Annotated in this window: 22 protein-coding genes; 12 read left to right on the forward strand and 10 right to left on the reverse strand. The window is 72.4% G+C overall.

Annotation, left to right across the window (positions count from 1 at the left end):
- Nucleotides 1-55: 55 nt before the first annotated feature.
- Nucleotides 56-1,633: an alkaline phosphatase D family protein gene (locus tag ACWED2_RS27045; RefSeq protein WP_449693293.1), complete on the reverse strand. Its 1,578-nt coding sequence runs from the start codon at nt 1,631-1,633 to the stop codon at nt 56-58.
- Between the two features lie 148 nt (nt 1,634-1,781).
- Here ACWED2_RS27045 and ACWED2_RS27050 point away from each other — a divergent pair, with 148 nt between their 5' ends.
- Both ACWED2_RS27050 and ACWED2_RS27055 read left to right on the forward strand, forming a co-directional pair.
- On the forward strand, nt 1,782-4,010 hold the full coding sequence (locus ACWED2_RS27050; protein ID WP_449693294.1) for an extracellular catalytic domain type 1 short-chain-length polyhydroxyalkanoate depolymerase: 2,229 nt from the start codon (nt 1,782-1,784) through the stop codon (nt 4,008-4,010).
- Between the two features lie 63 nt (nt 4,011-4,073).
- Nucleotides 4,074-4,286, forward strand: a complete 213-nt coding sequence (locus ACWED2_RS27055) for a hypothetical protein (RefSeq protein WP_086838852.1) — start codon at nt 4,074-4,076, stop codon at nt 4,284-4,286.
- A gap of 244 nt (nt 4,287-4,530) precedes the next feature.
- Here ACWED2_RS27055 and ACWED2_RS27060 read toward each other — a convergent pair whose 3' ends face one another.
- The gene (locus tag ACWED2_RS27060; RefSeq protein WP_449693295.1) at nt 4,531-4,947 is read right to left on the reverse strand and encodes an ATP-binding protein; all 417 of its coding nucleotides are present in this window, start codon (nt 4,945-4,947) and stop codon (nt 4,531-4,533) included.
- 345 nt (nt 4,948-5,292) lie between these two features.
- Here ACWED2_RS27060 and rho point away from each other — a divergent pair, with 345 nt between their 5' ends.
- Entirely contained in the window at nt 5,293-6,354 is a 1,062-nt protein-coding gene (gene rho, locus ACWED2_RS27065) for a transcription termination factor Rho (protein WP_449693296.1), read from the forward strand.
- Nucleotides 6,355-6,358: 4 nt separating this feature from the next.
- Here rho and ACWED2_RS27070 read toward each other — a convergent pair whose 3' ends face one another.
- Both ACWED2_RS27070 and ACWED2_RS27075 read right to left on the reverse strand, forming a co-directional pair.
- Entirely contained in the window at nt 6,359-6,526 is a 168-nt protein-coding gene (locus tag ACWED2_RS27070; RefSeq protein WP_449693297.1) for a hypothetical protein, read from the reverse strand.
- A 32-nt stretch (nt 6,527-6,558) separates the two neighbouring features.
- Complete coding sequence (locus tag ACWED2_RS27075; protein ID WP_449693298.1) at nt 6,559-6,837, reverse strand: hypothetical protein; 279 nt, start codon at nt 6,835-6,837, stop codon at nt 6,559-6,561.
- A gap of 665 nt (nt 6,838-7,502) precedes the next feature.
- Between ACWED2_RS27075 and ACWED2_RS27080 the strand changes: the two genes are divergently transcribed.
- Nucleotides 7,503-8,444: a PrsW family intramembrane metalloprotease gene (locus tag ACWED2_RS27080; RefSeq protein WP_449693299.1), complete on the forward strand. Its 942-nt coding sequence runs from the start codon at nt 7,503-7,505 to the stop codon at nt 8,442-8,444.
- Nucleotides 8,445-8,447: 3 nt separating this feature from the next.
- Here ACWED2_RS27080 and ACWED2_RS27085 read toward each other — a convergent pair whose 3' ends face one another.
- The 3 genes from ACWED2_RS27085 to ACWED2_RS27095 form a co-directional block, all read right to left on the reverse strand.
- Nucleotides 8,448-8,648, reverse strand: a complete 201-nt coding sequence (locus tag ACWED2_RS27085) for a DUF3072 domain-containing protein (protein ID WP_449659364.1) — start codon at nt 8,646-8,648, stop codon at nt 8,448-8,450.
- Between the two features lie 84 nt (nt 8,649-8,732).
- Nucleotides 8,733-9,155: a hypothetical protein gene (locus tag ACWED2_RS27090; protein ID WP_449693300.1), complete on the reverse strand. Its 423-nt coding sequence runs from the start codon at nt 9,153-9,155 to the stop codon at nt 8,733-8,735.
- A 64-nt stretch (nt 9,156-9,219) separates the two neighbouring features.
- Entirely contained in the window at nt 9,220-10,269 is a 1,050-nt protein-coding gene (locus ACWED2_RS27095; protein WP_449693301.1) for an NlpC/P60 family protein, read from the reverse strand.
- Nucleotides 10,270-10,731: 462 nt separating this feature from the next.
- Here ACWED2_RS27095 and ACWED2_RS27100 point away from each other — a divergent pair, with 462 nt between their 5' ends.
- Nucleotides 10,732-11,562, forward strand: coding sequence for a peptidoglycan-binding domain-containing protein (locus ACWED2_RS27100; RefSeq protein WP_449693302.1), 831 nt, complete (start codon nt 10,732-10,734; stop codon nt 11,560-11,562).
- An 83-nt stretch (nt 11,563-11,645) separates the two neighbouring features.
- Nucleotides 11,646-12,464, forward strand: a complete 819-nt coding sequence (locus ACWED2_RS27105; protein ID WP_449693303.1) for an LLM class flavin-dependent oxidoreductase — start codon at nt 11,646-11,648, stop codon at nt 12,462-12,464.
- Here the strand turns inward: ACWED2_RS27105 and ACWED2_RS27110 are convergent.
- Nucleotides 12,406-13,359: a threonine/serine dehydratase gene (locus tag ACWED2_RS27110; RefSeq protein ID WP_449693304.1), complete on the reverse strand. Its 954-nt coding sequence runs from the start codon at nt 13,357-13,359 to the stop codon at nt 12,406-12,408. The two genes, ACWED2_RS27105 and ACWED2_RS27110, sit on opposite strands and share 59 nt — an antisense overlap.
- Nucleotides 13,360-13,443: 84 nt before the next feature.
- Between ACWED2_RS27110 and ACWED2_RS27115 the strand changes: the two genes are divergently transcribed.
- On the forward strand, nt 13,444-14,319 hold the full coding sequence (locus ACWED2_RS27115; RefSeq protein ID WP_449693305.1) for a LysR substrate-binding domain-containing protein: 876 nt from the start codon (nt 13,444-13,446) through the stop codon (nt 14,317-14,319).
- Here the strand turns inward: ACWED2_RS27115 and ACWED2_RS27120 are convergent.
- Complete coding sequence (locus ACWED2_RS27120) at nt 14,309-15,232, reverse strand: LysR family transcriptional regulator (protein WP_449693306.1); 924 nt, start codon at nt 15,230-15,232, stop codon at nt 14,309-14,311. The genes ACWED2_RS27115 and ACWED2_RS27120 overlap by 11 nt on opposite strands.
- Before the next feature lie 76 nt (nt 15,233-15,308).
- On the opposite strand from ACWED2_RS27120, the gene ACWED2_RS27125 reads away from it, so the two are divergent.
- From ACWED2_RS27125 to ACWED2_RS27135, 3 genes are read left to right on the forward strand one after another with little or no spacing between them, the layout of a single operon-like run.
- Nucleotides 15,309-16,220, forward strand: coding sequence for a DMT family transporter (locus tag ACWED2_RS27125; RefSeq protein ID WP_449693401.1), 912 nt, complete (start codon nt 15,309-15,311; stop codon nt 16,218-16,220).
- 10 nt (nt 16,221-16,230) lie between these two features.
- Entirely contained in the window at nt 16,231-17,127 is an 897-nt protein-coding gene (locus tag ACWED2_RS27130) for an NAD(P)H-binding protein (RefSeq protein ID WP_449693307.1), read from the forward strand.
- Nucleotides 17,124-17,720 carry a CPBP family intramembrane glutamic endopeptidase gene (locus tag ACWED2_RS27135; protein ID WP_449693308.1) on the forward strand — a complete coding sequence of 199 codons (597 nt, stop codon included), beginning with the start codon at nt 17,124-17,126 and terminating at the stop codon, nt 17,718-17,720. Before ACWED2_RS27130 ends, ACWED2_RS27135 begins: the two co-directional genes overlap by 4 nt.
- A 4-nt stretch (nt 17,721-17,724) precedes the next feature.
- Here the strand turns inward: ACWED2_RS27135 and ACWED2_RS27140 are convergent, their stop codons facing one another.
- Nucleotides 17,725-18,195: a MarR family winged helix-turn-helix transcriptional regulator gene (locus ACWED2_RS27140; RefSeq protein WP_449693309.1), complete on the reverse strand. Its 471-nt coding sequence runs from the start codon at nt 18,193-18,195 to the stop codon at nt 17,725-17,727.
- Nucleotides 18,196-18,277: 82 nt separating this feature from the next.
- Here ACWED2_RS27140 and ACWED2_RS27145 point away from each other — a divergent pair, with 82 nt between their 5' ends.
- The gene (locus tag ACWED2_RS27145; protein WP_449693402.1) at nt 18,278-18,919 is read left to right on the forward strand and encodes an FMN-dependent NADH-azoreductase; all 642 of its coding nucleotides are present in this window, start codon (nt 18,278-18,280) and stop codon (nt 18,917-18,919) included.
- 123 nt (nt 18,920-19,042) lie between these two features.
- Nucleotides 19,043-19,549, forward strand: coding sequence for an ATP-binding protein (locus ACWED2_RS27150; protein ID WP_449693310.1), 507 nt, complete (start codon nt 19,043-19,045; stop codon nt 19,547-19,549).
- Nucleotides 19,550-19,608 lie beyond the last annotated feature (59 nt).

A 19,608-nucleotide genomic window follows, 5' to 3' on the forward strand; every position in this document is an offset into this window, starting at 1 on the left:
GTCTCCGAGGCTAACCCGGATCCGGCGAGGGAGGGTGGCCGTGCCGCACCCACCCTCAGACCAGCCGGATCGGCTCCTCGTCGTCGCCCGGATCGGCCCGCAGCAGCGTCGCCGTGGCGGTGCGGCCGTCGACGTCCAGTTCCATCACCGCGTTGCCGAAGTGCGGGCCGGACACGCAGTGCCACGACAGCGGCGCGGGCGGGACACCGGTGCGCCGCGCCAGCCACTCGCTCACCCTGGTCAGCGACCGCGCCCAGCCGGCCCGGAACAGCCGGTTCATGTACCACGGCACGGTGTTGTGCACCGGCGAGCAGGTCAGCTGGTGGACCGGCGCCGCGGTGCCGCCGGGGAATTCGGCCCGGGCGACGTAGGCGTGGTGCACGTCGCCGGAAAGCACGTTGACCGACGCCGGTCCGTCGTCCGCGACGCGGGCGATGAGCTTCGCCAGCCGTTCGAACGAGGCGCGGAACGCCGGCCAGTGCTCCAAGTCCACCAGCTGCCGGAACCACTCGTTGGCCCGCCCGACGGGCCCGGGGCGGGCGCAGAGCCGCTCGTTGACCGACTGCGCGGCCGACAGCGCGGTGGGCAGCAGCCACGGCAGCGACGTGCCGATCAGCAGGTGGTCGAACTCGCCGGACGCCTGCTCCTCGATCCAGCGGAACTCCTCCTCGCCGATCATCGACCGCTGCCCGCCCTCGAGGATCCGCCCGGCCCGCGAGTCGATCACCAGCAACCGGACCGGGCCGAAGTCGCGCCGGTAGGACCACCGGGTGCCCTTGGCGCCGTCGGCCTCGCGGTCGGCCCGGTCGGCGAACTCGCGCAGCAGCTCGGCGTTGTCCTCGCCCGACTCGAGCACCCGCCGGTAGAGGTCGTCTTCGGCCAGCTCGCGCGGACCGAGGTTGCCGAGGTGCTGGTAGACCCAGTACGAGACCAGCGCGCCGCGGATCCGCTCCGGCCACCACGGCGTCCGGGCCATCTCTTCCCGCCAGGCCTGCGAGGTGTTCCAGTCGTCGCGGACGTCGTGGTCGTCGAAGATCATCGACGTCGGCACGGTCGAGAGCAGCCAGCGGACCGCCGGATCGCACCAGGCTTCGAAGTACAGGTGGCAGTACTCCTCGAAGTCGGCGACCTCGTTGCCGGGCGGCTGCCCGGTGTCACGCCGGGCGGCGAGCCACTCCTGCGTCGCGCCGGTGGTCTCGTCGGCGTAGACCTGATCGCCGAGCAGCAGCAGCGATTCCGGCCACTCGGCCTCGGCGAGGCCGGCGATCCGGTGGGCGTACGCGGCGAGCGCGTCCGGGCCCAGCGCGTCCTGCTCCCGCGGCTTGCGGCAGGACCCGAACACGAGCCGGAACCGCGGGTCGCCGGGCCGCAACGTCCGGATCCGGCTCGGCGGCAGGTCGCTGTCCGGCTCCGGCCAGACGACGTCGCCGTCGAGCCGCACCTCGTAGGGCGTGCTCCGCCCGGGCTCCAGCCCGGTGAGCACGACCAGCGCGTAGTGGTGGCCGGCGACCTCGAACGTCCGGGCGGACGCGTCGCCGACGCGCACTTCGCACGGGGCGCCGGTCTCGACCCAGATCGTCGCCGAGGTGGCGTCGACGTGCCGCAGCAGCGGGCCCAGCAGCAGCTCGGTCATCCCGGAATCCTCCCAGAACTCCGCCGGCGCGGCCGGTCGGTGAACCGCTCGAAAGTTCCCGAAACGTTTCGATAATCGTTGACCGGCCGGGCGCGGGGACGAACCATCGTCGCAGCTGCGCTCCCGCCCCCGGAAAGGATTTCCTCGAGTGCGAAGACTCCTCACCGCCCTTTCCGCCGCCGTGCTGGCGATCGCCGCGGCGATCGTGCTGGTCGTGGCGGCGCAGCCGGCGTCCGCGGCCACGTTGACCCGGGTCACCGACTTCGGCAGCAATCCCAGCAACCTCAACATGTACACGTACGTCCCGGACCGCGTCGCCGCCCGCCCGGCACTGCTGGTGGCCGTCCACTACTGCACCGGCTCGGCGTCGGCGATCTTCAACGGCTACGCCCGCGACTACGTCACCGCGGCCGACCAGTACGGGTACGTCATCGTGTTCCCGGAAGCCACCCGGAGCGGGCAGTGCTTCGACGTGTCCTCGCCGCAGGCGCTCACCCGCGGCGGCGGCAGCGACCCCGTCGGCATCCTGTCCATGGTCAACTGGGCCAAGCAGCGCTACAACGTCGACGCCTCCCGCGTGTACGTCACCGGGTTCTCTTCGGGCGCGATGATGACGAACGTGCTCGCGGCGGAGTACCCGGACGTGTTCGCCGCCGGCTCGGCGTTCATGGGCGTGCCCGCCGGCTGCTTCGCGACCACCGACGGGTCCGGCTGGAACAGCCAGTGCGCCAACGGCCAGCTCAGCAAGACCCCGCAGCAGTGGGGCGACCAGGCACGCCAGATGAGCGGCGGGCGCACCGGCCCGTTCCCGCGCATGCAGCTGTGGCACGGCACGGCCGACGACACGCTGCGCTACCCCAATTTCGGGGAGGAGATCAAGCAGTGGACGAACCTTCAGGGGCTCTCGCAGACCCCGGCGTCGAGTGATTCCCCGCAGTCGGGCTGGACGCGCACCCGCTACGGCGCCACCGGCACGCAGGCGCCGGTCGAGGGCATCAGCGTCCAGGGCGCCGGGCATTCGCTGCCGCAGAACGGGATGATCCAGTACGCGATCGCGTTCCTGGGCTTGAACAGCGGCGGCTCTACCACGACCACGCCGACCACTCCGACAACGCCGACCACCACGACGTCTTCGACGCCGCCCGCCGGGACCACGCTGGGCAGCGCGGCTGCGCGGACGGGGCGTTACTTCGGGACGGCGGTTTCGGCGAACAAGCTGTCGGACAGCGTGTACACCGGCATCCTCGGCCGCGAGTTCTCCATGATCACCCCGGAGAACGAGATGAAGATCGACGCGACCGAGCCGTCGCAGAACCAGTTCTCCTACGCCAACGCGGACCGGATCGTGAACCAGGCGACGAGCCAGGGCGCCCGGATGCGCGGGCACACGCTGGCCTGGCACGGGCAGCAGCCGGGCTGGATGCAGGGCATGGAGGGTTCGGCGCTGCGGCAGGCGATGCTGAACCACATCACCCAGGTCGCGACCCACTACCGCGGCAAGATCTACGCGTGGGACGTGGTGAACGAGGCGTTCGCCGACGGCGGCTCCGGCGCCCGGCGCGATTCGAACCTGCAGCGCACGGGCGACGACTGGATCGAGGCGGCGTTCCGCGCGGCGCGGGCGGCCGACCCGGACGCCAAGCTGTGCTACAACGACTACAACACCGACGACTGGAGCCAGGCGAAGACCCAGGCCGTGTACCGCATGGTCCAGGACTTCAAGAGCCGTGGCGTGCCGATCGACTGCGTCGGCTTCCAGGCACACTTCAACCCCAACAGCCCGGTGCCGTCGAACTACCAGACGACGTTGCAGAACTTCGCCGGCCTCGGGGTGGACGTCCAGCTGACCGAGCTGGACATCGAGGGCTCGGGAACGGCGCAGGCGGCCAACTTCCGCACGGTGACTTCGGCCTGCCTGGCGGTGGCCCGGTGCACCGGGATCACGGTGTGGGGCATCCGCGACACGGATTCGTGGCGGGCATCGGGAACACCGCTGCTGTTCGACGGCAACGGCCAGAAGAAGGCGGCCTACACGGCGGTGCTCGAGGCGCTGAACGGCGGAGCGCCCCCGGACGGCGGCACCACGACCCCCACTTCTCCTGCTCCTGGCGGCTGCTCGGCGGCGTACGTCAAGACGGCGGAGTGGAACGTGGGGTTCAACGGCCAGGTGACGGTGTCGGGGACGAACAACTGGGTGCTGACGATCACGTTCCACGCGCCCCAGAAGGTGATCGGCAGCTGGAACTACACGGGAACGTGGGACAGCACGGGTTACGTCCTGACGGCGAGGCCCAACGGAAGCGGCAACGTCATCGGCTTCACGGTCCAGCACGGCGGCAACCTGACGGCCCCGACGGTCACCTGCGCGAGTTCCTAGTGGTCGTGATCACAGGGGCGAGGTGCCGCGGAAATTGTCGGTGGTGACGGATAGCCTCAGCACATGAAAACGGACGACGCGACAGTCCCGGCGCACCAGCTCACCAAGGGCCAGTGGTTCTGGCACGAGCCGGCGCCGGGGCTGCCCGCGTGGCAGCTGCAGGTGAATTCGGCGGAGTTGCTGGAGGACTCCGTCGAGATCTTCACGACGGATGGGGAGCGGGAGCTGGTTTCGTACCCGAGGAACCGGCTGGTCCGGCTGGCCGAAGTGGCTTGAGGGGATTGGATTCGGGGCCGGGGGCGGCCTGGGAGGGGGTTGGTTGGGGGAGAGGGATTGCGCCGGCGTCCTGGGAGACGGGCGTTGCCGCACGATGTGTCTTCGCGCGAGTCTGGCGTGTAAACCCGCCGGCGCGCTGATGAGCGTGCCGGCGGGTGGTGGATGAGCTGGCGCTTGCCGAGTGAGGTGGCGCGCCGGCCGACCGGCCGTTGCCTGCTCAGGCAGGCTGCGCCGCGTCAGGTGGTCAACCTGCGTCGCGGAGGGACGGTGGGCGCCAGGTCATGCGGACCGTTGTTCCCTTTGCGCCCGAGTCTATGTCGGACTGGTCCGTCACCTGGTCGATCAGCAGCAGGCCACGGCCACCCGAGGTGCGCAGCCCCGCCACGCGTGGGCGCGTCGCCGGGATTCCGCAGCCGGTGTCCGTCACCGTCACCGTGATCGCGTCGCCCTCGCGGCGGGCCTGCAAGCGGGCCCAGCCGTGGCCGTCCGGGTAGGCGTGGGCCGCGACGTTGGCCAGGGCTTCGTACGTGGCCAACGTGATGTCGTGCTTGCTGTCCGGGTCGAGCGGGAACTCGCCCAGCCAGTGGATCAGCTTGCGGCGCAGGCCGGCCATCTCGTTCGGCAGGGCCGGCGCCAGCTCTTCGAAGGTCGAGACGACCACAGCTCCGGCGGCGAAGCGCTCCGGGGCCGTGGTCCCGGCTTGGTCGGCGTCGGCGCTCTCGCCCGTATCGACGCCAGATTCCGGGGTATGTCGATACACGATCCGCTCCCATCGTTCAGCCGCGGTTCCCCCGTGTCAGCGGGCTTCTCTGGTGGACTACCCACCGCCACGGAGTCTTACCCGTTGTGCTTCGTGAGATGTGTCGCTACAGTGGAGACGCTCCTCGCGGATGCCGGCCCCTCGGCCGCCCGGAGGCAGCTCCCCGGATCCAGGCCACTCGGCCTCTTTCCTTCTTCCCGGCCTCGCCGTCCGTGCGCAGGCCCAGCACCATCTCAGGAGACACCCATGTCCTTTCACGGAATCCTCGACCTGTCCGGCAAGACCCCGTTCGTCCGGCCCGGCTACCGGCCCGCGCCCGACGACGTCGCCGTCCCGCTTTCCCTGGTCCGCAAGCACAACCTGCGGCCGGGCGACGAAATCGCCGGTACCGCCGAGACGATCACCAGTGTCAACGGCCGCGACCCGCAGGAGCCGCGCCCCCGCTTCGCCGACCTCGTGCCGGTGCACCCGGATCGGCGGCTGCTGCTCGAAACCACGCCGGCGCGGCTGCTGCCCCGCGTCATCGACCTCGTCACCCCGCTCGGCCGGGGGCAGCGTGCCCTGATCGTTTCGCCGCCGAAAGCCGGGAAAACCACGGTGCTGCAGGAGATCGGGCACGGCCTGTCGGTCAACCACCCCGACTGCCGGCTGCTGGTTCTGCTCGCCGACGAACGCCCGGAAGAGGTCACCGAGCTGAGCCGGACCGTGCGCGGCGAGGTGATCGCGTCCACTTTCGACCGTCCGCCCGCCGAACACGTGGCGGTCGCGGAACTCGCCGTCGAGCGCGCGAAACGCTTGGTGGAGCACGGCGAAGACGTCGTCCTGCTGCTCGACTCGCTCACCCGGCTCGGCCGCGCGTACAACCTTTCGGCCCGCCCGTCCGGCCGCACGCTGTCCGGCGGCGTCGACGCGGCCGCGCTGCAGCCGATGAAGCGGATCCTCGGCGCCGCACGCAACATCGAGGGCGGCGGTTCGCTCACGATCATCGCCTCGGCGCTGGTGGAGACCGGTTCGCTGGCCGACACGGTGTTCTTCGAAGAACTGAAGAGCACCGGCAACGCCGAGCTGAAGCTCGACCGCAAGACGGCCGAGCGGCGAGTGTTTCCGGCGGTCGACGTGGCGGCCTCCGGCACCCGGCGCGAAGAACTGCTGGTCACCCCGGGCGAGCTCGCGGCCATGCGCGAAGTCCGGCGCGCCTTGCCGGGCCCGCACGCGATCGAGCAGCTGCTGGAGCAGCTCCGCAAGACCGGCTCCAACGCCGAGTTCCTGCTCCGCGTGACGGGCGCGGCCGTGCCCGCAGCCGCCTGAACGTTCAGCTTTCGCGACGCTCCCGCAGCTCACCGATCACTTTCGCGCCCACGCTGTCGGCTTCTTCGGGGCTGTCCGGCGGTTCGCCCTCGCCGGGACGGTACAGCCGGTCTTCGGCCCGGCCGGGATCCGGGGTCTCGGGCCGCGCGATCTCGGGTTGCTGTTCGGTCATGACCGGGACATACCCGGTGCGCGTGCGTTCATTCACCGAGGCGGCTGGTGCGGAGTGGCGCGCGGGTAGGACGGCCGTTCGGGCCCCCGGTTCAGGGCGGCCACGAGAAACCCGAACCCGACAACGGTCAGGACGAGCGGCGCAGCCCCGGGGACCACGGCCCACCACCCGAACCCGGCGGCGGCCACGAGCCACGCCAGCACCAGGGTCCGCTTGGCGGTGACGGGATAGGCCTTCGGCAGCTCCCGGACGGCGACGCCACCGAGCACGAGCAGCCCGGCGAGGATGACGAGCAGCACGGTCAGGTACACGGGTGTCCTCCTTCGGCAGGAGTGGTGCTTCGTCTGGACGGCTACCCGCCCAGACGATCGGCAAGCCGTGGTCTCGCGCACATGGCACGCCACGGCCGACCCGCCCGCGGCCGCGGCGCCCGCGAATCGAGCGCACGCCTCCGCGCGTGGGGCGCTAGGGCCAGGCTTGTGGGCCCAGGTGCATGCTGGCGCCGCGGCGCGGGAGTTGCCCAGGCCAGGTTGCCGGCTCAGGAGTGTGTCGGCGCCGCGGCGCGTGGGCCGCCAGAGCCAGGCTGCCCGCTCAGCAGTGCGCCCTCCCCGCCGCGTGTGGGTCGCCCAGGCCAGGCTGCGGGCCCAGGAGTGTGCCGGCGCCTCCGCAGGTGGGTCGCCCAGGCGAGGTTGCCGGCCCAGGTGCGTGTCGGCGCCGCGGCGCGTGAGTTGCCCAGGCCAGGTTGCCGGCTCAGGAGTGTGCTGGCGCCGCGGCGCGGGAGTTGCCCAGGCCAGGGTGTCAGTCCAGCAGCGCGCCCTCGCCTCCGCGTGTGGGCAGCCAGGGCCAGGCTGCCGCCTCAGCAGTGTGCGCCCTCCCCGCCGCCCGCGAACCGCCCAGGCCAGACCACCGGCCCGGCAGCGGGCCTCGCCGCCGGTCAGCGGGTGCGGGCCGCCGGGAACCGGGGCACAGTACTCCCATGGCCCATCCGTCCGCCCGCTCCGCGGCCGGGGCCCGGTCACGCCGGGTCTGGCTGCGGATGTTCCTGACCGGTGCCCTCCTCTGGGTGCTCGCCGTCGTCGTCACCTTCGTCACCGGCAACCCGAACCTCGTCCCGACCGTCGTGCTGCTCGGGAGCTTCCTCGTCCCCGTCACCTTCGTCGCCTGGGCCTTCGGGCGGCGGCGGAGCGGCGAGGTCACCTCCGAACTGCTCTTCAGCACCTTCGTCGCCGGTGGGGTGCTCGGCGTGCTTGCCGCCTCCCTGCTCGAGTCCTACCTCCTGCACCCCTCCGCCTGGCTGTTCGCCGGCGTCGGGCTGATCGAAGAGGCCGTCAAGCTCGCCGTGCTGGCCGTGCTCACGCGGCACCTCCGGGTCAAGTTCGCCACCGACGGGCTCGTACTGGGCGCCGCCGTCGGGTTCGGGTTCGCCGCCTTCGAATCCGCCGGCTACGCCTTCACCGCGCTGTTCACCGAACGCGGGCTCTCGCTCATGGACCTCGTCCAGACCGAGCTGCTCCGCGGCGTGCTCGCGCCCGTCGGCCACGGCCTGTGGACCGCGATCCTCGGCGGCGTGCTCTTCTCCGCCAGCGACCACCGCCACTTCGCCCTGACGCTCCGCCTGCTGCTCAGCTACCTCGGTGTCGCCCTCCTCCACGCCCTCTGGGACGCCATGCACGGCATCGCCCTCGTCCTGACCCTGCTGCTCACCGGCACGCCCTGGCAGTACGTCCAGCTCGAACAGGGCTACCAGCCGCAGCCGACCGCGCTGCAGGCCGACGTCTTCACCGTGCTCTCCTGGGGTGGCCTTGCCCTGGTCTCGGTGATCGGCATCGGCTGGCTGCTCGCCGTCCGCGCGCGGGCCCGGCGCGGGGAGCGGCAAGCCGGCGTCCTGTGGCGGATCCCCGCCGGACGGCCGCGGTGAGTGTCACGTGCCGCGGCCGGTCGCCTTCTGCAGGGCGTCGATCCGCTCGGACGCCTCCGCCTTCGTCAGGTCCTCCGGCACCTCTTCGCCGGCCTCCTGCGCCAACGTCTGCAGGTACGACTTCTGCGGCCCGGTCATCGGCTCGTCGCCGGTGGTCCAGTCGCTCGGGTCCTTCTCCGGGTTCGGCTCCACCTGGTCCGTCATGACAGCTCCCCTCGCATCATCGCTTCCGATCGAACATTTGTTCGTCTGCGCTCGACTGTAGCGCAGGGGTCCGACAACCGCCGCTCACGAGCCGGCCGGGGGCGTGCTCGGGCCGCCCGCCTCGTGGCCCGGTCGCCCGTGCGTGCGCCGGTCGTCCTTCATCTGCTGTTCGTGCAGGTGGCGGCGTCCTCCGGTGAGCGAAGTGAGCAGCTCACGCTCAAGGTCGCGGCACGCCTTGTAGTAGCCGTCGTCGTACTCCTCGACGACCTGGAAAGTCCACCGATCGGGTAATACGTTGAGCCCGATGAGCTCTTCGGAGATCCGCCGCGCCCAGTCGCCGTGGCCGGCCTTCTCGAGCTGCTCCACGGCCTCGCCGAGGGCCAGGTCCGCGCTCCCGGTCAGCTGGTGGAAGGAGTAGAGGTGCCCGCGAGCGCGCTCGATCGTCTCGAGCGCCTCGGTCACCTTGCCGACGGCTTCGACGGTGGCGGCGTCAGGGGTCTCGTCCATGTGCGCAAAGTGCCCCGTTCCGCGAGTTCTACACCTCGCGGAACGGGGCACCCGGCCCGGTGACTCACGCCGTGGGGCGCGTGGCCCCCGCGTACTCGCTCATCAGCGGCGAGATCTTGACGACGTCGCCGCTCGTCGGCGCGTGCACCATCTTGCCGTCGCCGATGTACATCCCGATGTGGGACACGGGGGAGTAGTAGGCGACCAGGTCGCCGGGCTGCAGCTGGCTGCGCGACACCGGGGTGCCGAACTGGGCCTGCGCCGCGGAGTTCCGGGGCAGGGTGATGCCGGCCTGCTTGTACGCCCACTGCATCAGGCCGGAGCAGTCGAACGTGCTCGGCCCGGTGGCGCCCCAGACGTAGGCGCTGCCGAGCTTGCTCAGCGCCGCGTTGACCGCGGCCTGCGCGGCCGCGGTGGGCGCCTTGACGTTCGGTGCCGCCCCGCCGGTGTCCTTCTGGGCGGCCTTGTCCGCGCTGCTGAGGCTCCGGCTCTGCGCCTCGATCTGGTCGATCTGGCCCTGCAGGTCCTTCTTCTTGGCCTCGATGTCCGAAGCCAGCTTCGCGGCCGCGTCCCGGGCGTCCTGCGCCCGCTTCGCCGCGTCGGCGGCCGACTTCTCGGCCGCCGCGGCCTTGGCCGCCGCGCCGCTGAGGTTGTCCATCGCGGCGTTCTTGTCGGTCGCGATGACCTCGAGCGCCGCCGAGCGGTCCAGGAAGTCCTGAGTGGACGTTCCGGCGAGCAGCGCCGACAGCTTGTTCATCTGGACGCCGCTGGTGAACGAGGCGCCGGCGAACTTGTCCACTTGGGACTGGTACTGCTGCTTGGCCTCGACGGCCTGGGTGCCGGCGTTCTTCGCGGCCTCGACGTCGGCGTTGGCCTTGTCGAGCTGGCCTTGCTTCGCGGTCAGGTCGTCCTGGGCGCGCAGCAGGTCCTCGTTGAGCTTTTCCGCCTGCGCCGCGAGATCGCGGTACTTGGCGAGGGCGTCCGAGCCGGTGGGGGGCGCCTGGAGGACGGGGACGGGGGCGGCGGTGGCCGGCTGGGCCATGGTGACGACGGTGATCACCGAGGCCGCGGCGAGGGCACCTGACACCACGCGCTTGACGGGATGCGAACGCATTCTCGCGCGGGTCTCCTTTGCTGATCGGCCGCCGGCGGGTGCCGGGAGGGCGAGTCGGGGGCCTCGCCCGTGCCCAGGGCGCGCTCGACCGCAACTGGAAGAGCCCGCGGTGGGGTCCGGTACCCGGCAGGGGGGTATCGGCGGCGATCTCGCGTCGCCGTCTGGGGACGACCGGGGGCCGCGAGATCTCGAACAGGTTACGAAACGAGCACGGGAGAGTCCAGGGCGGGGGCCAAGAAACTCTGCGTGACGCCGGTCAACACGGCTGGACCAGTGGGAACACGCCCGAATGTGGCTGGGATTACATGCCGTCACCGGCAGTCTTACCCTACCTCCCCACGGTATATGGGTGTCCTTCGTGGCCATGAAGCGCCCGCACCGGGGGAATCCGGTTTGTACGTCCCTTGTATCCGGTTGCGTGATTGTCCTCCCCGTAGAGATTCCGACCCATGGAGGACAAGGATGTTCACGAAGGCCGCCGTGCTCACGGCGCTCACCGCCGCGACGTTCGCCGTGGCCGCACCGGCCATGGCCGACACTGCGGCCACGACGGTACTGCCCACGGCGAACATGGAATCCGTGCTGAAGGCGGCACAGATCGACCCGCGCCGCGCCGACGACACCCTCACCCCGGGCGCGCACGACAGCGTCCTGCTCGTCGAGCAGGCGCTGCAGGCGAAGGGCCTGCTGGCGAGCAACTTCGTCGACGGCTACTTCGGCACCAGCACCATCGAGGCGTACTCGCAGTACCAGAAGTCGTTGGGCTACACCGGTCTCGACGCTTCCGGCCTGCCGGGCAAGACCTCGCTGGAGAAGCTGGGCGAAGGCCGGTACACGGTCACGAACCCGGTTTCCGCCGGCAGCCAGGTGACCTACCACGGCAAGACCCTCAACACCCGCACGAAGGCGATGCTCGTTGCGGCGGAAGGAAAGGCGGGCTTCCAGGTCACCCTGACGCAGGGTTCGTACAACGCCGGTGGCGTCGACGCTTCGGCCGGGACGCACGACGGCGGCGGGGCGATGGACATCTCGGTGTCCGGCATGTCGTCGACCAACCGCAACAACCTGCTGAAGGCGCTGCGCAACGTGGGCTTCGCGGCCTGGTACCGCACGCCGGCGCAGGGCTTCGACTACCACATCCACGCGATGGCCATCTCCGACCCGGACCTGTCCTCGGGTGCGCAGCACCAGACCGGTGACTACTACCTGGGCAAGAACGGCCTCGCCGGTCAGGGCGCCGACGACGGCCCCCAGGTCGCCAAGGTCACCTGGGAGGAGTACCAGCGCGGCTGATGCCGGTGGTGCGCCCGGCCGTGGTGGCACGGCCGGGCGCACCGGTGGTTTGATCGAAGGACCAACGACGTGGGGGTGTTTCGATGCCGCATAGGGCGTTCCGGTTCGGCGTGGTCGCGGGCGCGACCGAGGGCGGCGCGAAGTGGCTCGCCACCGCTCGCCGCGCCGAAGAACTCGGCTACTCGACGTTGCTGTGCCCGGACAACCTCACCATGCCGACGCCGACCGCGGCCCTCGCCGCGGCCGCCGCGGCGACGACCGAGCTGCGCGTCGGCTCGTTCGTGCTGGCGAGCCCACTGCGCACCGCACGGGCCGCGGCCTGGGAGGCGCACAGCCTGACCGTCGTCACGGAAGGCCGGTTCGAGCTCGGCCTCGGCACCGGACGGCCGGAAATGCGGCAGCAGGCCGAAGAACTCGGGCTGCCCTACGGTTCCGGCCAGGATCGCCTCGATTCGATTTCCGAGACGGTCGACCACGTCCGCCGCCTCGACGGCAACGCGCACACGCCGGTGATGATCGCCGCCGGCGGCCCGAAGGTGCGCCGCCTCGCCGGGCTGAAGGCCGACATCGTCACGATGGCCGGCGGCGTGCTGACCACCCGGGCGGAAATGACCGGGTACGTCGAGGAAGTCCGGTCGGCGGCCGGCGACCGCGACATCGAGTTCGCGATGAACATCTGGGTCGTCGGCGACGAGGTGCCGCCGTGGATCCGCGGCTTCATCGGTGTCGACGCCGAAACGCTCATCGAGCACGACTCCCTGGGCCTGCTCCGCGGCGACGTCGACGACATGGCGGCGGAGCTCGAACGCCGTCGCGAGGAACAGGGCGTGTCCTACTTCAGCGTCAACGGCGCGTTCCTGGAGGCGTTCGCCCCGGTGGTGGCGCGGTTGTCGGGGAAGTGAGCGTGGCGGGGTCGGTGTTGGCGCCGCAGAGCAGGACGGCGACCCGCTCGCCCGGCGCGGGCCGGTAGGCGCCGGAAAGCAGGGCGGCGAACGCCGTCGCCCCGCCGGGTTCGACGGCGAGGCGGTAGCGGTCCCACAGCGCCGACCGCGCCGCCACGATCGCGGCGTCGTCCACCAGCACCGAGCCCGCGTCGGTGCGCGTGGCGACCGCGAAGGCGATGTCGCCGAGCCGGGACGCGCCCAGCGAGTCGGCGGCGACGCCGGAGACGTCGACCGCGACCGGCTCGCCGGCGGCCAGCGCCGAGTGCAGCGTCGGGATCGTGCGTGGCTCGACGCCGACCACGCGCGCCCGGCCTTCGACCGCGGCGGCGACACCGGCCAGCAGCCCGCCGCCACCGACTGCGACGAGGATCGTGTCCAGGCCGCCCGTCTGCTCCAGCAATTCGAGGCCGAGGGTGCCCTGCCCGGCGCAGATGTCCGGCTGGTCGTAGGCGTGGCAGAAGAGCTCGCCGGAGTCGGCCGCGTGCTTCACGGCCGCGTCGTAGGCGTCGGCGTACTGCTCGCCGGCCAGCTCGACGGCCGCGCCGAGCTGCCGGAGCTTCGCGACCTTCACCGCGGGCGCGGTCGCCGGGACGTAAACCCGCGCCGGGAGCCCGAATTCCCGGGCGGCGTACGCGACCGCCAAGCCGGCGTTGCCACCCGAAGCGGTCACGACGCCGGCCTGTTCGCCCGCGGCGAGGATCCGGTTGAACGCGCCGCGGGCCTTGAAGGAACCGGTGTGCTGCAGGTGCTCCAGCTTGAACCACACGCCTTCGTCCGCGGCGAGCACCGGCGTCCGGCGGACCCGGCCCTCGATGCGCGCGGCCGCCCGTTCCACATCCGCAGTGCTGATCATGGCTCCAGCATGCGCGCGGGCCGCCGTAAGCACCAGCGACGTCTCCTATGCTGGCTTTAGCACAACTTACGGCTGGAGGCTTCCGTGCTCGACGCCCACCGCCTCGCCGTGCTGGCCGAGGTGGCCCACGCGGGCTCGATCGCCGCGGCCGCGCAGCGGCTTTCCTTCACGCCGTCCGCCGTCTCGCAGCAGCTGGCCAAGCTGGAGCGGGACGTCGGCGCCCGCCTGCTGGACCGCCACGCCCGCGGCGTCACGCTGACGCCGGTCGGGGCGGCGCTGCTCGTGCACGCCGAGGCGATCGTGGGGGAGCTGCGCACGGCCGAACGGACCGTCCGCGCGCTGCTCGACGAGGAGCTCACCGTGGGCACGTTCGCGAGCGCGGGCATGACCCTGGTGCCCGCCGCGCTCGCCGACTTCCGCCGCGACCACCCCGGCGTGGCGCTGCGGCTGCTGGACCTGGAGCCCCCGGACGGGTACGGCCTGGTCAGCTCCCGCGAGCTCGACCTGCTGATCACCCACCGCTATCCCGGTGCCCCGCTGCCCGACCCCCGCGGCCTGCAGCGGTCGCTGCTGCGTTCGGAGCGGTTCCGGTTGATCCTGCCGAAGGGACACGCGAAAGCGCGCACCCGCCGCCTCACCCTGCGGGCACTGGCCGCGGAGGACTGGATCTCGGGGAGCCCGGGCGTGCCCAACCGCGCGTGCCTGGAGCAGCTCGCCGACGCCGCCGGCGTCCGGCTGCGGGTGGCGTACGAGACCCGGGACTACCAGGTGATCGTGGCGCTGGTGGAGGCCGGGCTGGGCATCGCGTTCGTCCCGGAGAGCGTGCTCGAGCGGGTGGGGCCGGCCCGCGTCGAGGTCCGCGACGCGGTGGACGCCCGGCCGGTGCGGGAGATCTTCCTGGTGCACCACCGGCGGCCGGGCCGGCTGGTCACCGAGATGGTGGCGCGGCTCAGCCGGTGATCCGGCCCGCGCTCCCGAACCGCGCCGAGGCCGCCCGCAACGCGTCGAAGCACGCCCGCACCGCGCCGCGGTCCTCCTCGCCCGCGCGGCAGATCGCGTGGATCGTCCGGGTCAGCGCCGGGCGCGTGGTCAGGATCCGCACGCCGTCCGGCAGCCGGTCGCGCGCCAGGCGGGGGACCAGTGCCGCACCGATGTTGCCCGCCACCAGGGACAGCTGGGTCGGGTAACCGCCGACCGTGCAGCTGATCCGCGGCTCCAGCCCCTGCTTGCGCAGCACCTGCACCAGCCACGCGTGGCACCCGGACCCGGCGCTCCAGGCGATCCACGGCAGATCGTCCACTTCGGACAGGTCGACGGCCTTGCGGTGGGCCAGCCGGTGCCCGGCGGGCAGGGCGAGGTCGGCGACGTCGGAGAACAGCGCGATGCCCGTCGTCGACGGCGGGATCGCCGTGGGGCGGTCGTTCCAGCTCTCCACCACCGCGACGTCGAGGTCGCCGGCCAGCACGCGGGGCACCGTCTGCTCGGCCTCGCCCTCGTCCAGCGTCACCACCAGCCGCGGGTGCTGTGCGGAGAGCGTGGCCAGCGCAGGGGGCAGCAGCGCGTGCACGGTCGTCCCGATCGCGCCGATCCGCAGCGGCCCGATGACGTCGTCGCGCAGCAGCTCCAGGTCCGCCTTCGCGGCCGCGACCTGCGCGAGGACCAGCTCGGCGTGCCCGGCCAGCACCTGGCCCGCCTTCGTCAGCCGGACGCCGCGGCCGCGCGGCTCCAGCAGCGGCTGGCCGGCCTCCCGTTCCAGCTTCGCCAGCTGCTGCGACACCCCCGACGGCGTGACGTGCAGGGACTCGGCCGCCGCGGCGACCGAGCCGTGGGTGGCGACCGCGTGCAGCGCCCGCATCCGCTCGAGTCCGAACACAGTAGCGATGCTACCGAATTTCCGGCAGGAACATTCGCTTGTCCTTGACAGTCGACGCCCGCACGCTGGAGACGTGCTGACGACCGCCCCCGCCCCGACGTCCACTCGCCGCCTCGACCCCCGGCTGCTCGCCGCGCTCGGCAGCTTCTGCATCTCGTTGTCGTCGGTCTTCATCAAGGTCTCGCACGCCAGCGGCAGCACGAGCGCGTTCTGGCGCTGCCTGCTCGCCCTGCCGGTGCTGCTCGTCCTGGCCGGGCGCGAGCGGCGGACGGCAGGCCCGGCGCGCCGCCGCGTGCTGTTCCCGCTGCTGGCGGGAACCGGGCTCGGCCTGGACTTCGTGCTCTGGGGCGAAGCGATCCCGCGGGTCGGCGCCGGCATCGCCACCGTGCTGCTGGCCGTGCAGGTGGTGATCGTGCCGCTGCTGGCGTTCGCGTTCCTGGCCGAGCGGCCGTCGAAGCGGTTCCTCGCCGCGGTGCCCGTGCTGCTCGGCGGGATCGTGCTGGCCGGCGGGTTCGCCGGCACCGGCTCGTTCGGCCCGGACCCGGTCACCGGCGCCGTCGCGGCGCTGCTGGCCGGCGCCGGGTACGCCGGTTACCTCTTCCTGATCCGGCTCAGCGGCGGCACGGGCACGCAGGCGCACTCGCTGGTGCTGGCCACGGTCTCCGCCGGCGTGGTCGCGTTCGTGCTCGGCGTCCCGACCGGCACGCTCGACCTGACGCCGGGCTGGCCCGCGTTCGGCTGGCTGGCCGCGCTCGCCGGTGTCGGCCAGCTGGCGGGCTGGCTGCTCATCTCCGCCGCGCTGCCCCGGATGTCCGCCACCACCGGGGCGACGCTGATGCTGCTGCAGCCGGTCGGCGCGGTGCTGCTCGGCATCGGCCTGCTCGGCGAGACGCCCGGGTGGGCCCAGCTGATCGGATGCGCGGGGGTGGTCGCCGCGGTGTGCTTCGCCGGGAGCGGACGATCTGCGCGCGAAAGCCGTCCCGGCTAACGTCGCGGGCATGCGGGTGCTGGTGGCGGGGGCGTCGGGGTTCGTCGGCAGCCGGTTGTGCCCGGCGCTGGAGGCGGCCGGGCACGAGGTACTGGCCATGACCCGCCGGCCCGCGAACTACCGCGGCGCCGGGAAAGCCGTCCGCGGCGACGTCGCCGACATCGGCTCGCTGCGGGACGCGCTCAAGGGCGTCGAGGCCGCGTACTACCTCGTGCATTCACTCGACAGTGCGGACTTCAAGCGCCGGGACGCCGACGCCGCGCGCGCGTTCGCCCGGGCCGCGGAGGGCGCGGGCCTGCGCCGGATCGTCTACCTCGGCGGTCTCGGGGACGACGACGACGCGCTGTCCGACCACCTGGCCAGCCGGCGCGAGGTCGAGCGGCTGCTGGGCGAGACCGGCGTGCCGGTGACGGTGCTGCGCGCCGGGATCGTGATCGGCCACGGCGGCACGTCGTGGGAGCTCACGCGGCAGCTGGTCGAGCACCTGCCGGCGATGGTGACACCGCGCTGGGTCGGCACGCGGACGCAGCCGATCGCGATCGCCGACGTCGTGCGCTACCTGGTCGGCGTCCTCGACCACCCGGAGGCCGCGGGCCGGACGTTCGACATCGGCGGCCCCGAGGTGCTGGCCTACCGCGACATGCTGCAGCGGGTCGCGGCGATCGAGGGCAGGCCGCTGCTGATCCTGCCGGTGCCGCTGCTTTCCCCGCGGCTGTCTTCGTACTGGCTGTCGCTCGTCACGGACATCGACGTCACGACCGGCCGGGCACTGATCGATTCGATGACCAACGAGGTGGTCGTCCGCGACGACGCGATCCGGCGCATCGTCGCGTTCGAGCCGATGGGCTACGACGAAGCGGTCTTGCAAGCCTTGGGCGAGCGGGCCAAGAGCCGGCGGACGGCGTGAAGCCGGTCCTCGCCGCGGTGACGGCCGCCGGCTCCGGCCTCCTCGGCGCGTCACTGGCCAGCCGTCCCGGATCCCGCCGCTTCCACGTGCTCACGGCGTCGGTCGCGGCGACGTGGCTCGCCGGGGCGCGGGCGGCCGGGCCGGTCCGCCGGGGTCGCCGGGACGTCGTCCGGCCGGTGCTCGCGGGAGCGGGCGCGTTCGGGGTGTTCTACGGGTGCGCGTTGGTGGCCCGTCGCATCCCGCCGCTGCGCCGCGCGATCACCGGGGTGCTGGACCACGCCCGCCGCGGCTCGGCGGCGCCGGTCGCGGCGACGACGTTGCTCACGGGCGCGGCGGAGGAGGTGTTCTTCCGCGGCGCCCTGTACGACGCCGCCGGGGCACGGGCTTCGACGGCGGTGTACGTGCTTTCGACGACGGCGACGGGAAATCCCGCGCTGGTGCTGGCCTCGGCGGTGATGGGCACCCTGTTCGCGTGGCAGCGCGGGCGTTCGGGCGGGGTGCAGGCGCCGCTGCTGACGCACGTGGTCTGGTCGGCGCTGATGCTGGCCTTCATGCCGCGCCTCTTCCCGCCGGAGGAGAGCACCGGCGCCTGATACCTCAGCAGGGCGGCGCTTCCCGGCACGCCTCCACACCCGTCTTGCTCGCCGCCTGCTGCAACAGCGTGTAGAGCGTTTCGCGCTGGTCGGTGCTCAGCGCGCTGAACACGTCGTCCTCGACCGCGGCCAGTGCGAATTCGGCGCGCGCCAGCAGCTTGGCGCCGACGTCGGTCAGCTCGACCAGGTGGCGGCGGCGGTCCGCCGGTGAGCGGCGCCGCTCGATCAGGTTCCCGGTCTCGAGCTCATTGAGCAGGGTGACCACGTTCGTGCTGTCCATTTCGAGGATCTTCGCCAGGTCCTGCTGGGAGCGGCCGCCGCCGTCGCGCAGCACCGTGAGGGCGATCAGGTGGCGCGGCCGCAGGCCGAGCGGGGCCAGCACCGACTCGCTGCGCAGCCGCAGCCGGCGCGCGAGGTGGTCGAGCAGCGCGCCGCAGCGGTGCGGCGGCTGGTTGACGACCGGCAGCGAGCTCATGCGCCCAGTATATGGGCAGTCCAATGGTCGATGTGCTATCAATAGTTTGTCTCACACCAACGATCTATGGATGGCTAACGACATGGCTCATCTCCTGCACATCGACTCGAGCATCCAGGGCGACGCCTCGGTGAGCCGGCGGCTCAGCGCGCGGGCCGCGGCGGCGTGGCGTGCCGCGCACCCGGACGGCACCGTCACCTACCGCGACCTGGGCGCCGACCCGGTCCCGCACGTCGACGCGGCCGGCGGGCTGGCCGGCCGGGTGCCACCCGCGCAGCACACGCCCGAGCAGGCGGCGGCCTGGGCGCGGACGGTCGAACTCGTCGAGGAGGTCAAGGCGGCCGACACCGTGCTGCTGGGCCTTCCGCTGTACAACTTCGGGCCGCCGAGCAGCGTCAAGACCTGGGTCGACCACCTCATCGCCCCGGGCCTGTCGATCGACCCCGAGACCAACGCGGGCCTGCTCGGCGGCCGCGAGTTCGTCGTGCTGGCCAGCCGCGGCGGCGGCTACGGCGAAGGCACGCCCCGCGAGGGCTGGGACCACGCCCAGCAGTGGCTGCCCCACGGCGTCGCCCTGACCGGCCTCGAGCCGCGCTTCATCACCGCCGAGCTGACGTTGGCGCCGGTCCGCCCGGAGCTGGCGGAACTCGTCCCGCTCGCCGAGGAGAGCCTGGCCGCGGCGGAACGCGCCATCGACGAGCTGTGGGTCCCGGCCCGGGTCTGACCGGCGACGGGGTGGCCTCGCACCCACCCGACGGCGGTACCGCCCGGGCCGGGCGGTACCGTGCCGCGGCGGGCGGACTGACGTGGTGCGGCACGGGCCGCACCGGGGCGAGGAAGGTCGGGTTTGAGCGCGCACACCTCCCAGATGGACGACATCCGGCTCGTCGCGCAGCCCAGCGCGCTGCCGGTCACCGAGCTGTTCGTCCGCCTGATTCTCACCGACTGGTCGCTGCTGCCGATGCTGGAGCAGGTGACAGCCACGGCAAAACGCCTGGTCGAGGCCGTGATCGACGCCAGCGACCCGAAGGCGCCCGCGTTCGTCACGCTGCGGCTGCGGCTGCGGGCCGAGGTGCTCTCGATCGAGGTCGACGACGACGTGCCCGGACGGCCGGACACCCCGGCCCGCCCCGGCGAGCGGCTGGGCGTCGAGCCTGCCGCGGGCGGCGGGCGCACCACCTGGTGCGAACTGCCGCTGCCGGGCGGCATGACCGCGCGGCAGGTGCGCCTGCCGCGGCGCCAGGACCGCCGGACGCTCGTCGACGAGCCCGTCTCCGGCGACCCGGTGGCCGCGGACCCGGAGGTCCTGGAACGCCTGCTGACCCGGCTGAGCGGCTGGTCCGGCCAGAGCTGAACGCTTTGTCCCGCGGATCCGTGCATCCAGGCAGGGCATGACGCGGACGCGAGGAGGCA

It is taken from the genome of Amycolatopsis sp. NPDC005003 (assembly GCF_053600695.1).

Coding starts and splice junctions, on each gene's coding strand:
- ACWED2_RS27080 (WP_449693299.1), top strand. CDS start 7,503: ATGGCCCATCCGTCCGCCCGCTCCGCGGCCGGGGCCCGGTCACGCCGG.
- ACWED2_RS27045 (WP_449693293.1), bottom strand. CDS start 1,633: ATGACCGAGCTGCTGCTGGGCCCGCTGCTGCGGCACGTCGACGCCACC.
- ACWED2_RS27090 (WP_449693300.1), bottom strand. CDS start 9,155: ATGGACGAGACCCCTGACGCCGCCACCGTCGAAGCCGTCGGCAAGGTG.
- ACWED2_RS27105 (WP_449693303.1), top strand. CDS start 11,646: ATGCCGCATAGGGCGTTCCGGTTCGGCGTGGTCGCGGGCGCGACCGAG.
- ACWED2_RS27130 (WP_449693307.1), top strand. CDS start 16,231: ATGCGGGTGCTGGTGGCGGGGGCGTCGGGGTTCGTCGGCAGCCGGTTG.
- ACWED2_RS27085 (WP_449659364.1), bottom strand. CDS start 8,648: ATGACGGACCAGGTGGAGCCGAACCCGGAGAAGGACCCGAGCGACTGG.
- ACWED2_RS27110 (WP_449693304.1), bottom strand. CDS start 13,359: ATGATCAGCACTGCGGATGTGGAACGGGCGGCCGCGCGCATCGAGGGC.
- ACWED2_RS27095 (WP_449693301.1), bottom strand. CDS start 10,269: ATGCGTTCGCATCCCGTCAAGCGCGTGGTGTCAGGTGCCCTCGCCGCG.
- ACWED2_RS27055 (WP_086838852.1), top strand. CDS start 4,074: ATGAAAACGGACGACGCGACAGTCCCGGCGCACCAGCTCACCAAGGGC.
- ACWED2_RS27140 (WP_449693309.1), bottom strand. CDS start 18,195: ATGAGCTCGCTGCCGGTCGTCAACCAGCCGCCGCACCGCTGCGGCGCG.
- ACWED2_RS27100 (WP_449693302.1), top strand. CDS start 10,732: ATGTTCACGAAGGCCGCCGTGCTCACGGCGCTCACCGCCGCGACGTTC.
- ACWED2_RS27070 (WP_449693297.1), bottom strand. CDS start 6,526: ATGACCGAACAGCAACCCGAGATCGCGCGGCCCGAGACCCCGGATCCC.
- rho (WP_449693296.1), top strand. CDS start 5,293: ATGTCCTTTCACGGAATCCTCGACCTGTCCGGCAAGACCCCGTTCGTC.
- ACWED2_RS27145 (WP_449693402.1), top strand. CDS start 18,278: ATGGCTCATCTCCTGCACATCGACTCGAGCATCCAGGGCGACGCCTCG.